Here is an 11,433-nt window from a genome sequence, read left to right as displayed (position 1 = left end):
ATGATGCCGGGGAGTGTGGAGGCATGGGTCAAATCTCGATGAAAATTTCCGCCCTACCCGGGTCAGTTCTCAGTGAAAATCAACACCTTGCACGAAAGCCAGCAGGATTCCACACGGCTGGATTGGCTTGAGGCACAATCGTTCCCATGGCTGACGAAAACGGATGATGGATTCACCATGGCGACTGATCAGGTCTGCAGGTCGAATGGTCAGCCGACGGCACGTGCTGCCATTGATGCCGCTATGAGCAGGAAGGTGGCGAGATGAGCTACGGCCACGCATCCCGCCTGACCGATCACGTCATGAAGGAAGCACCGTGCCGGTCCTTCCATTTCAGCCGGCCCAACAGCTCGGCCTACTGGTTCAACCTGATGTGGATCCGGGGAAAGCTGATCCTGACTGGCGACGGCTGCGACATGACATTCACCCACTACCAGGCGTGTTCATCTTTCGATGCGGCCATCAAGTGGGCATCAGAATCGGAGATGGATTACCTGCTGCGCAAGGCGGATCAGCGGGAAGAGTATGACGCAGATGCCACCTTGCAGGCCATCATCCAGTGGGCAAACGCCCCGGTGATCGAGGCCCTGAATGGCACAGTCGGTGAAAGAATCACCCCTTACGAAGTGGACGGCCAACGGCGATACCGTGTTGTGCACTTAGAGCGGGCAGGCGGTTATCGCCAGATATGTCAGGAATACCGTAGGGCTGTAGCCAGAGGCATGCAGGATGATTTCTGGGGTGACGTGGAAGACATGGATCCGCGTCCAATCACGCGCCGCGAAACCGGCACCGAATATCTGGATATGGCCTGTCCTGTATTCACCGACTTCTATGATTTCGACCCATGCTGGGAGAATTGGCTGAACCTTTGGCGGGATACCCTTGGATCTGACTGGGATCCCCGTGGCTCGGTCAACACGCCTGCAATAGTCGCCACGCATGATGGGCGCTGGCGGATCAAGGATGAACTGGAACGTCGCCTGGATAAAACTAGCAGCAGGGGTCTCGACTGCCTTTTCAACGGCAGCGTAGAGCACGTCTACAGCTGGACATATGCACAGAAATACCAGTTCGAGGCCATCCAGTTCGCCTGCCGCAAGATCATTGAGGCCGGTCTGGTCGATATGACGGTGCAGGTGCCATGAGCCAGAAATCAGTCATGGAACGCCTCAAGAAGCTGATGGCGCTGTCCAGGTCAAGCAACGCGCACGAAGCCGCTGCCGCACTGGCACGCGCGCAGCAGCTCATGCACGAACACCAGATCACCGAGGATGATTTGGTCCTGTCGAATGTGGGGGAATTTGCGTGCCGCTTTACGTGGGGCGCGAAGACCCGGCCGACCAGATACCAGACCCGTCTCTGGTCAATGATCAATGGCGTCTTCGGGGTAAAGTCGGTCTTTGTGGAAGGCACTGGCCAGATCCGGTTCTACGGTCTTTCAGACCGCGCCGAAATGGCTGCCTACACATGCGAGGTTCTTAGTCGCCAGCTGCGCCAGGCGCGCGCCGATTTCCTGCGTTCGCAGAACAAACGCATCAAGCGCACTACCAAGATCAGTCGGGCAGACAATTTTGCCGAGGGCTGGATCCTTGCCGTGCGCAGCAAGGCACAGCGCCTTGCGATCTCACCAGAGGAAGAACAACTGCTGCTCCGCTACAAAGGCAAAGCATATGAGGATCTGCATGAGATGAAGGGACGCGCTGCGCCATCATCGCGCAGATCCGATCAGTCATTCGTTGCTGGTCACAGGGAAGGGCGTAACGCCCGACTGCATGCCCCCATGACCGGCGCACAGCGGCTGGCAATCGCGGGAGAGATCGCATGAGCACTATTCCCAGCGCGGTAGTGGAAGCCGGCGCGCGTGCGCTGTGCGAATCATACAATGACCCGCATGGTCCCGACGCCATGGTCGAGACCATCCGTGGCGGCGCATTGGTGCCCAACTGGCAGAACTATCGCCGGGCTGCCGCCAATGTCCTGATCGCGGCCGCGTACGCATCCAAAGGACTGAAACCTTACGCCCTGAACGATCAGGCGCATCCGTGCCTGCGCGGCCTCCAGTTCGGTCAGGAGATCTATGACGTGGAGATCTATGGCGATGGGACCGGTCAGTACCTTGGCCAGGTGGTCGAAAGCGGCAGCCCCTGCCGGATCGTTTTCCGTGGGCCGCTGGTCAGGGAAGGGAATGTGAAGCTGATCCGCGCGCGTGGTGTGCAGGCGTGGACAAAGGCGGGTGAAGAAATGAAAGGAAACACAGCTCATGGCTGAATTGCCTTCCAAGCGCCTGCGGATTGCCGATGTAGCTTCCGCATGGGGCTGTTCCCATCAGCACGTGCGTAACCTGATCAAGCGCGGCGAGCTACCAGCCATCCGCATCGGATCACTATTCCGGATTCGTCCGGATGATGTCGAAGCCTATGAAAACAGAGAAGAATGTCAGAAAGCTCCCCCCGCACCTACAGCCTCGCAGTCCGGAACGGTTATTTCTACGCGCAGTGGTGGGACCCCCAGAAGGGCAAGAGACGCGTTTCGCTTGGGACAAAGGATCGGGCAACAGCAAAGCGCGCCCTAGGTCAGCTGATGGCCGGGCTGGCATCGCCTGAGCCTCCAGCTCGGCCGTCGATCGATAGGATTATGCAGGGATATCTGGAGGACCGTCGCCCCCGAGTCGCCAGCTTCGCCAGCCTTGAGCATGCATCGTCAGCCATATGTGAGCACCTGGGCTATTTACAGCCTGATAACCTGACCACGCAGGTCTGTCGCGCCTATGCCAAGACACGCCATGAACAGGGAAGGCGGGGCCTTCCACCAGGACAGTGGCGACCCTTGAGCGATGGTACGATCATCAAGGAACTGGTAACGCTACGAACTGCCCTGCGCTGGGCAGTCAGGGAAAAATGGATCGACAGTGCCCCTGCAATCGAGGTGCCACGTGCACCAAAATCGCGAGAAAGGTGGCTGACGCATCAGGAGGCGAATCGCCTGATCGCCGTCACCACGACTCCGCACGTCCGCCTGTTCATCCTGCTGGCTCTCTACACGGGTGCCAGATCCGGTGCGATATTCGAACTCCAGTGGGACCAGGTCAATCTGGAGCAGCGTATCATCAGCTTTGGACAGGGCACAGGAAACAAGGGGCGTTCGATCGTGCCAATGGTGCCCCAGCTATACGAGGCCCTGATACAGGCAGCAGAAGGTCGCACCACGGATTGGGTGATCGAGTATCGAGGGCAGCGGATTCACAAGATCAAGACGGCGTTCAACAAGCGTGCCGCAAAAGCGGGCTTGGATGACGTGACCCCTCATACCCTGCGGCATACCTGTGCCACATGGATGGTGATGGCGGGTGTACCATTTGAGATGGTCGCCAAGTTCTTGGGAAACAGTGTCGAGATGATCGAGCGGGTCTACGGGCACCACAGCCCGGACTGGCTGAAAAAGGCCACCGATGCTCTATCGGTATTCTCTGGTCCACGTGGACCAGACAACACAGAAATGCGAAACAACAAAGTCTAGGTAAATCATGGTGCTGCTGGACAGGATTGAACTGTCGACCTCTCCCTTACCAAGGGAGTGCTCTACCACTGAGCTACAGCAGCACTGTATGCGCGCTTCCTAACTTTTCCTGCCCCGGCTGGCAACCCCTTAATTTACCGTGTTTCGACAAATCGGGGGTAACCAGGGGGAGAAAGCGGCATCAGTCGTCGCGGTGGATGCGTTCCATGCGCTCGTGACGTTCCTGCGCCTCGATCGACAGGGTGGCGATGGGGCGGGCTTCCAGCCGCTTCAGGCCGATGGGCTCGCCCGTTTCCTCGCAATAACCGTAGGTTCCGGCTTCGATGCGCTGAAGGGCCTGATTGATTTTTGAAATCAGCTTGCGCGCGCGGTCACGTGTGCGCAGTTCCAGCGCGCGGTCGGTCTCGACGCTGGCCCGGTCGGTAATATCAGCTTCGTGGATGCCGCCCTCGGACAGGCTGGCAAGAGTTTCATCCGCTTCCTTGAGCAGATCCGTTCGCCATTTCAGCAGCTTGAGGCGGAAATATTCCACCTGCTGCGGATTCATGAATTCCTCATCCTCCGAAGGGCGATAATCGGGGGGCAATGTAATCATTATGACATATCCCTGCGCCGTGGTTCCGTATGGCGGCTATGGACCAGCCAGTCGGGAACGGGGCGGCTTATACTAGCAAGGCGCGCCTGCGCCAAGCCTTTAACGCAGTTTCAGGCGGGTTTGCCTGCTGCGGGCGTGGCAGTTCCGCCCGGTGTGATGGCTGCCGGGGCGGGCTGGGCTGCGGCCTGCTTCGCATGGCGCGGCTGTGGTTCGGGGTAGGTCGTCTCCCATCCACCGCCCAGCGCGTTGTACAGGCGCACCAGGTTGCCCGATATCGTGGCGGTGCTTGTGGTCAGGTCGGATTGCGCGCCCAGGTACTGGCGCTGCGCATCCAGCACGGTCAGGTAGGTGACCATGCCCTGGCGGTACTGGTCCTGCGCCAGTTGCAGCGCGTGGTGGCTGGCGTCGGCGCGCGCGCTCAGCTCATCATGGCGTATCTGTTCATCGGTATAGGCGGTCAGGGCGTTATCCACGTCATGCCATGCGCCCAGCACGGTCTGCTGGTAGGAAATGGCGGCTTCCTTCTGCGCGGCCTTGCGTAGTTCAAGCTGCCCGCGCAGCCGCCCGCCCTGGAAGATGGGCAGGGTGATGGACGGCCCGACATTCCACGCCTTGGCGTTCCAGAAACCAAGGTCACGGAACGACAGGGATTCAAACCCGAAGCCCGCATTGATCGTGACACGCGGGTAGAACTCGGCCACGGCCTCGCCCACCTGTGCCGTCGCCGCGTGCAGGTTGGCTTCCGCGCGGCGGATGTCGGGGCGGCGGCGGGCCAGTTCCGATGGCACGCCCACCGGCACGCGCGGCGGCACGGGGGGAATGGCGGATGCATTCAGCAGCTCATCGGACAGTGCGCGCGGCGGCTCGCCCATGAGCAGGCTGAGCGCATTGACCTGCGCGACCAGCCGCTGCTCAAGCTGGGGCAGTTGCGCCAGCGTGTTTTCATACTGCGCGCGGGCCTGTTCCACCTCCAGGTTGCTGGACAGGCCCTTGGCGTAACGCTGCTGGTTCAGGTCCAGCATGGTTTTTGCCACGTCACGGTTTTCCATGACGATGCGAATCTGTTCCTGCGTGTTGCGCAGTTCCATGTAATCCCGCGCCACTTCCGACTGGCGCGAGATCAGGATGCCCCGGCGGGCTTCGTTCACGGCCTGCGTATCGGCGGCGGCAGCTTCATACTGGCGGCGTACGCGGCCCCACAGGTCGATTTCCCATGTCGCGTCAATGCTGTCGCGCCACTGGTTGAACAGCGGGATCTTGGCCTGGCCCGGAGAGGGGGCGTACTGGGAAAATACGGGGTTGGTGCTCAGTTGCGGGTCGCTCTCCACATCGGTCACGATGCGCTGGAGCATCTTGGTGCTGTACTGCTGGCGGGCATAGGAGCCGGAGGCCGACATGGCGGGGTAGCGTTCAGCGCCCGCTATGCGCAGTTCCGCGCGGCTCTGGGCCATGCGGTAGGCATAGCGCCGGACATCAAGGTTATCGGTTGCGACGCGCTGCTCGAGCTTTGTCAGCTCCGCATCATGGAACACGTTCCACCATGCGGTGTCGGGGTCATCGGGGGTGGTCTGGCTTGCAACCTGCGCAGGGCTGGCGGTGGTGCCGGTTGCGGCCTGAATCCGGTCCGGGCCGCCGTACTGCTTGGGCGTCCACGGGGTGGGTTTGTGGAAATTCGGGCCAACCGCACATCCGGCGGTCACGACCGACAACCCGACCACTGCCGTTCGCCATGAAATTCCCCTGCCTACCAACCCGGCCCCCTGTTGTCCCTGAAACAGTTAATATAAATCTGTCTTCCATGGCATGGTTTCGCTACCATGGCATAAATGACCGATCAGTTCGGTCAGTCCCCTAGCCTATCGGCTTTCCACACGGGGTCAATCGAAAGTACGCACCGACCGCGGGAGCAGGATGATTTCAATGGGCACCATGGCAGACCATTCAGGCAGGACACAGGCGGAAGGCTGTCCGCTTTCCGGTGCCTCCGCTGCCAAGCGCCAGCAGATACTGGCCGGGGCCGCGCGTGTTTTTGCTGAAAAGGGGTACGAGGGCGCTTCCATGTCCAGCATCGCGCGTGATGCCGGGGTGTCCAAGGGAACGCTGTATAATTATTTCGACAGCAAGGCCACGCTGTTCGCCGCCTTTGTCGAGCAGTGCGCGTGCGAGAAACTGCCCCTGCTGTTCCGGCGGATAGACGAGGGGGCGAACCTTACGGAATCGCTCGAGCATCTGGCCATGGCCATGATCGGACTGCTGACATCACCGCTGTCGCTCATGCTCAACCGGATCATCATTTCCGAGGCCGCCAAGTTCCCGACACTGGCCGAGACGTTCTGGGTCCATGGCCCGCAGAAGTCCATCGACATCTTTGCCGCATGGCTTACGCAGCATAACGATGCGGGCGTGCTGAACATTCCCGACCCCGTTTTCGCGGCCGAACAGTTCTACGCCCTGTGCCAGACCCGCATTGCCGCGCGGGTGCGGCTGCAACTGCCGGTCAATACGGATCAGGCGCATATCGAGTTCATTGCACGCTCCGCCGTGCGCATGTTCCTCAACAACTACCAGCGCGATGGGGCTCACCTGCCGCCGCTGGTCATGGACCCTGAACGCGACAGGGGCTGATGGCGCGCGCCATCTCCTGATTCCGCCAACCATTCCAATCCGTTCCGCACGTTCCCGCGCGGTCATGTTTCCCGTGCCCTGATGGCAGGGCGGGGCGTGGCGGCACGCCTGAAATATGTTGCATATATACAACATATTCCGGCCCGGAGTGGCCGCGCCGTTTTTTCATGTTGTTATGTTATATTGTACCAAATAAAGCTGCGCCTCCCGAAATCTCCAGACCGGATGTGAGGCTGCTGCGCCATGCTGCGTTCAAGGTTTTTCCCCCATCCCCTCTCGCCCGCCGCGCTGGCGGCGGTGACGTGCCTGACCCCGCTTACGGTGGCCATGGCCCAGAGCGTGGCGACCGATGCCCCGCCCGCCGCGTCCACCACCACGCAGGCAACGGGACAGACAGTGACGCGGGCATCATCCGCGCCCGAGACCATAACCGTCACGGCCCGGCTGGACCGGGCGCGCGTGCAGTTGCAGCCCTCGACGGGGGCCACGGTCCATGCCTTCAGCCGCAAGGCGATCGAGACCATTCCCGGTGGCGATAACGCAGGCCTGAACAGCGTGCTCCTGCAGGCCCCCGGTGTGGCGCAGGACAGCTACGGGCAGATCCATGTGCGTGGCGACCATAACGAGGTGCAGTTCCGGCTGGACGGCGTGCAGTTGCCCGAGGGCATGAACGTGTTCGGCCAGACGCTCATGACCCGTTTTGCCGACAACCTCTCCCTCACCACCGGGGCGCTGCCGGTTGAATACGGCTTCCTGCAGGCGGGCGTGGTGGACATCACCACCAAGAATGGCGCGACCAACAAGGGCGGCAATGTGTCGATTTACGGCGGTGCGCGGGATTACTTCTTTCCCTCCGCGCAGTATGGGGGGCAGTACGGCAAATGGGATTACTTCCTGACTGCCGATTACGTGCATGACCGGGTCGGGATCGAGAATACGACCCCCTCCTTCAACGCGCCGCATGACTTGAGCAACCAGTACCATTTTCTGGGTCACCTGCGGTACACGGTGGATGAGAACACGCGGCTGAGCCTGATTGCGGGGGTATCGAACGCCGAGTACCAGCTTCCCAATATCGGCGGGCAGACCTTTCCCTGCGCGGGGGATGACGCGGCCTGCGTGGCGGTGCCCGGTGCGCCGAATGCGTCCAACCTGAACGAACGCCAGAGGCAGATTACCGATTTCGGCATCCTGTCACTGCAGAAGGAAATCGGGGCCTTCTCGCTCCAGACATCGGTTTTCTCGCGCTACAGCAGCCTTGGCTACAGCCCTGACCCCAACCTTGGCGACCTTGCCTATATGGGGGTAAGCCAGCGTGCCCAGCGTTCGGTCATGTCCACCGGCGCCCAGAGCGATGTGACATGGCGCGTGCGGCCTGACCATACCATCCGCTTTGGCTTCCAGGTCTTTGCCGAGCGCAACATCACCAAGGCCGATGCGCTGGTTCAGGACACGGCAACCGGCCAGTTCGTCAACATCCATACGGGCAATGGCCGCACGGGCGACATCTATGGCCTGTACGTGCAGGATGAATGGCGGCCCCTGCGCAATGTCACGGTCAATTACGGCCTGCGGTTTGATGGCGTGGGGGAATATACGGACCAGCACCAGCTCAGCCCGCGCGTCAACGTGGTCTGGCGTGCATGGCGGGGGGCCGCGCTGCATGCGGGCTATTCGCGCTACTTCACGCCGCCGCCCTTCGAGGTGGTGGGCGGGGCCGACCTGCAACGCTTCGTGGGCACATCGGGGGCCGCGGCCTCGACGGGCAATAGTACGGTCAGGGCCGAGCGGGACCATTATTTCGATGCCGGGATTGACCAGAGCATCCTGCCCGGCTGGCATGTGTCGTTCGATGCCTATTACAAGCTGGCCCATAACCTGATTGATGAAGGGCAGTTCGGCGCGCCCATCATCCTGTCCGGCTTCAATTACCGGCGCGGGCAGGTCAACGGGTACGAGTTCGCCACGTCCTACGACCACGGGCCGCTCTCGCTTTACGGCAACATGGCGTGGTCCCGTGCGATCGGGAAGGACATTACCAGCGCGCAGTTCAATTTCGCGTCTGATGACCTGGCCTATATCAGCCACCACTGGGTGCATCTGGACCATGACCAGCGCTGGACCGCGTCCGTTGGCGGGGCCTACACGTTCTTCCACCACACCGGGCATCCCACCCGCCTGTCAGCCACCATGGTGTATGGCAGCGGCCTGCGGCAGGACAGCGATGTGCCCAATGGCGGCGTGATCCCGCAATACGCCACCTTCAACATGTCGCTGGTGCAGTCCTTCCGCGACCTGTTCCATTCCCGGTTCCTGCGCACCACGCAGTTGCGGCTGGATGTGACCAACCTGTTCGATCACCCTTACATGCTGCGTAGTGGTACCGGCATCGGGGTGGGTGCGCCGCAATACGGCCTGCGCCGCACGATCCTGACGGGGATATCGCAGGACTTCTGAACGGATAGAAGTTTTTGGTGAAGCTTTTTTCAAAAAGCTTCGAAGAACGCCGCCTTTTTGAAAAAAGGCGGCACCCAAAAACTTCTATCAGGGTTTCATCCCCTTACCGTTCGGGTCGAGCATGAAAAAAGGGCGGCCCCATGGGACCGCCCTCGTTTTTTTCCGGCAGGGAAGGGATCAGGAATTGATCCGTTCGCCATGCAGGGCCATGTCAAGGCCTTCCATTTCCTCATCCGGCGAGACACGCAGGCCAATCGTCAGGTCTATGATCTTCAGGATCACGAAGGTCAGCACGCCGCACCATACGATGGTGATGCCCACGGATTCCGCCTGCGCCAGGAACTGCGCGAACGACCCGCTGACGCCATCGGGGCTGGCATCGGTGGCGGAAAGCGGGCCATAGGCGAAGATGCCCGTCAGCAGCGCGCCAACGATACCGCCAATGCCATGCACGCCAAAGGCGTCGAGGCTGTCATCATAGCCCATCAGGTGCTTCAGCGTTGTCGCACCCCAGAAGCAGACCACACCGGCCACGAGACCGATCATCAGCGCGCCACCGGGCAGCACGAAGCCCGCCGCGGGCGTAATGGCCACAAGGCCCGCCACCGCGCCGGAAATGATGCCAAGCACCGTGGGCTTGCCGGTCTTCATCCACTCGGCGCACATCCACGCCACACCGGCGGCGGCGGTTGCGATCTGGGTCGTCGCCATGGCCATGCCCGCACGGCCGTTCGCGCCAGCGGCGGAACCGGCGTTGAAGCCGAACCAGCCAACCCACAGCAGGGATGCACCGATCACGGCATAGGTCAGGTTGTAGGGAGACAGGTCATCAACACCAAAACCCTTGCGGCGCCCGATCACCAGTGCGGCGACAAGACCGGCAATACCGGCATTGATGTGCACGACCGTGCCACCGGCGAAGTCAATGGCCCCGATCCTGCCCGCGACCCATCCGTCCGGACCCCACACCCAGTGGGCGATGGGCACGTAAACCAGCAGGGACCATACAATGGTGAACACGCACAGGGCGCTGAATTTCATCCGCTCGGCAAACGCACCGGTAATCAGGGCCGGGGTGATGATGGCGAACGTCATCTGGAACGTCATGAACACGCTCTCGGGGATGGTCATGGCCGTGGCCGCGGGCGTGCCCGCCGCCATGGTGAACGCCACGTCGGAACCCTTGGAGATGCCGGCCCCCAGGCCGTTAAGCATGACCCGCGACAGGCCACCGATGAATGCGTTGCCCGAAGTGAAGGCAAGGCTGTAGCCCAGCACCATCCACACCACGGTCATGATGCAGCAGATCGCGAACGACTGCATGAGGGTGGCGAGCACGTTCTTCTTGCGGACCATGCCGGCATAGAACAGGCCCAGGCCGGGGATGGTCATCATCAGCACGAGCGCGGTGCTGACCAGCATCCATGCGGTATCGCCGGTGTCGATGGCCGGGGGGGCCGCGTCAGCCGCCATGGCGGGCAGGCTGGTCATGGCCGCCGCGCCCATTACCCCCGCCAGCGCTGCTTTCTTGCCAATCTTCGTGATCACAGTGCGTTTTCTCCGGTTTCCTGTGTTCTGATCCGTATTGCCTGTTCAAGATCGAGAACAAAAATCTTTCCATCGCCAATCTTGCCGGTGCATGCGGCGGTCTGGATCACGTCCACCACCTTTTCGCACAGGGCATCAGGCACCGCGATCTCAAGCTTGATCTTGGGCAGAAACTGAATGTTGTATTCGGCACCGCGATAGATCTCGGTCTGGCCTTTCTGGCGGCCATATCCTTTCACTTCGGTTGCGGTCAGTGCATCGACACCGATGGAGTGCAACCCTTCGCGTACCTCATCGAGCTTGAACGGCTTGATGATGGCAATAACGAATTTCATCTTGTTCCCTTCCTGCCTTGCCCCTGCAATTTCATTCTGCTGCCTCTAGTTCCGTACAGGCAACTATATCTAGAAGCAATATGAACTTGCTATCGGATTTCCAAGCGGTCATTACGGTGCCGATGTGTTGCCGTTATGCACACCCGCCAGCCCCGTTCATACCCCCCATATGAGCCGGTGTACGGGCCAAAAGTTCCGCAATGGAAACGTCCGTTTCACCCCGCCATACGGCGCAGGCCCGCCGGTGGCGGCGGAAGTGAAGATGCGACAGACCGCATGAAAAAGGCCGCTTCCTTACTTCTCCTGTCCGGTCATGGCGGCCACGCGCATGAACTGCGGAAGTAAAAACGCGGC

Annotated in this window: 11 protein-coding genes and 1 tRNA gene; 7 read left to right on the top strand and 5 right to left on the bottom strand. The window is 60.9% G+C overall.

Features of this window, described 5'->3' with window-relative positions; genetic code table 11:
* Positions 1 to 263: 263 nt before the first annotated feature.
* The 5 genes from DY926_RS07945 to DY926_RS17260 all read left to right on the top strand — a co-directional run bounded on the left by DY926_RS07945 (position 264) and on the right by DY926_RS17260 (position 3,519).
* A complete protein-coding gene (locus DY926_RS07945; RefSeq protein WP_116702870.1) occupies positions 264 to 1,148 on the top strand; it encodes a hypothetical protein in 885 nt (294 codons plus the stop codon).
* The gene (locus tag DY926_RS07940) at positions 1,145 to 1,828 is read left to right on the top strand and encodes a DUF7168 domain-containing protein (RefSeq protein ID WP_116702869.1); all 684 of its coding nucleotides are present in this window, start codon (positions 1,145 to 1,147) and stop codon (positions 1,826 to 1,828) included. The genes DY926_RS07945 and DY926_RS07940 overlap by 4 nt, the downstream gene beginning before the upstream one ends.
* A complete protein-coding gene (locus DY926_RS07935) occupies positions 1,825 to 2,271 on the top strand; it encodes a hypothetical protein (protein ID WP_116702868.1) in 447 nt (148 codons plus the stop codon). The genes DY926_RS07940 and DY926_RS07935 overlap by 4 nt, the downstream gene beginning before the upstream one ends.
* Positions 2,264 to 2,575, top strand: a complete 312-nt coding sequence (locus DY926_RS18100; RefSeq protein ID WP_116702867.1) for a helix-turn-helix domain-containing protein — start codon at positions 2,264 to 2,266, stop codon at positions 2,573 to 2,575. The genes DY926_RS07935 and DY926_RS18100 overlap by 8 nt, the downstream gene beginning before the upstream one ends.
* Before the next feature lie 254 nt (positions 2,576 to 2,829).
* Complete coding sequence (locus tag DY926_RS17260; protein WP_158551943.1) at positions 2,830 to 3,519, top strand: tyrosine-type recombinase/integrase; 690 nt, start codon at positions 2,830 to 2,832, stop codon at positions 3,517 to 3,519.
* A gap of 8 nt (positions 3,520 to 3,527) precedes the next feature.
* Here the strand turns inward: DY926_RS17260 and DY926_RS07920 are convergent.
* The 3 genes from DY926_RS07920 to DY926_RS07910 form a co-directional block, all read right to left on the bottom strand.
* A tRNA-Thr gene (locus tag DY926_RS07920) sits at positions 3,528 to 3,602 on the bottom strand.
* 98 nt (positions 3,603 to 3,700) lie between these two features.
* Positions 3,701 to 4,114, bottom strand: a complete 414-nt coding sequence (gene dksA / locus DY926_RS07915) for an RNA polymerase-binding protein DksA (protein ID WP_116702865.1) — start codon at positions 4,112 to 4,114, stop codon at positions 3,701 to 3,703.
* A 110-nt stretch (positions 4,115 to 4,224) separates the two neighbouring features.
* Positions 4,225 to 5,823, bottom strand: coding sequence for an efflux transporter outer membrane subunit (locus DY926_RS07910; protein ID WP_408886041.1), 1,599 nt, complete (start codon positions 5,821 to 5,823; stop codon positions 4,225 to 4,227).
* A gap of 211 nt (positions 5,824 to 6,034) precedes the next feature.
* Between DY926_RS07910 and DY926_RS07905 the strand changes: the two genes are divergently transcribed.
* Entirely contained in the window at positions 6,035 to 6,739 is a 705-nt protein-coding gene (locus tag DY926_RS07905; RefSeq protein ID WP_116702863.1) for a TetR/AcrR family transcriptional regulator, read from the top strand.
* Positions 6,740 to 6,982: 243 nt separating this feature from the next.
* The gene (locus tag DY926_RS07900) at positions 6,983 to 9,196 is read left to right on the top strand and encodes a TonB-dependent receptor (protein ID WP_116702862.1); all 2,214 of its coding nucleotides are present in this window, start codon (positions 6,983 to 6,985) and stop codon (positions 9,194 to 9,196) included.
* Positions 9,197 to 9,373: 177 nt separating this feature from the next.
* Here DY926_RS07900 and DY926_RS07895 read toward each other — a convergent pair whose 3' ends face one another.
* Together DY926_RS07895 and DY926_RS07890 are read right to left on the bottom strand one after the other, a co-directional pair.
* On the bottom strand, positions 9,374 to 10,702 hold the full coding sequence (locus DY926_RS07895; protein WP_116702874.1) for an ammonium transporter: 1,329 nt from the start codon (positions 10,700 to 10,702) through the stop codon (positions 9,374 to 9,376).
* Positions 10,703 to 10,740: 38 nt separating this feature from the next.
* Entirely contained in the window at positions 10,741 to 11,079 is a 339-nt protein-coding gene (locus tag DY926_RS07890; protein ID WP_025813273.1) for a P-II family nitrogen regulator, read from the bottom strand.
* Positions 11,080 to 11,433: the final 354 nt, after the last annotated feature.

Source organism: Komagataeibacter melaceti, assembly GCF_003403295.1.
GTDB lineage: Bacteria > Pseudomonadota > Alphaproteobacteria > Acetobacterales > Acetobacteraceae > Komagataeibacter > Komagataeibacter melaceti.
Note: the sequence above shows the minus strand (reverse complement) of the source record. Positions and strands in the feature narration are given on the sequence as shown.

Coding starts and splice junctions, on each gene's coding strand:
- DY926_RS07940 (WP_116702869.1), top strand. CDS start 1,145: ATGAGCCAGAAATCAGTCATGGAACGCCTCAAGAAGCTGATGGCGCTG.
- DY926_RS07895 (WP_116702874.1), bottom strand. CDS start 10,702: ATGGGCGCGGCGGCCATGACCAGCCTGCCCGCCATGGCGGCTGACGCG.
- dksA (WP_116702865.1), bottom strand. CDS start 4,114: ATGATTACATTGCCCCCCGATTATCGCCCTTCGGAGGATGAGGAATTC.
- DY926_RS18100 (WP_116702867.1), top strand. CDS start 2,264: ATGGCTGAATTGCCTTCCAAGCGCCTGCGGATTGCCGATGTAGCTTCC.
- DY926_RS07905 (WP_116702863.1), top strand. CDS start 6,035: ATGGGCACCATGGCAGACCATTCAGGCAGGACACAGGCGGAAGGCTGT.
- DY926_RS07890 (WP_025813273.1), bottom strand. CDS start 11,079: ATGAAATTCGTTATTGCCATCATCAAGCCGTTCAAGCTCGATGAGGTA.
- DY926_RS07935 (WP_116702868.1), top strand. CDS start 1,825: ATGAGCACTATTCCCAGCGCGGTAGTGGAAGCCGGCGCGCGTGCGCTG.
- DY926_RS07945 (WP_116702870.1), top strand. CDS start 264: ATGAGCTACGGCCACGCATCCCGCCTGACCGATCACGTCATGAAGGAA.
- DY926_RS07900 (WP_116702862.1), top strand. CDS start 6,983: ATGCTGCGTTCAAGGTTTTTCCCCCATCCCCTCTCGCCCGCCGCGCTG.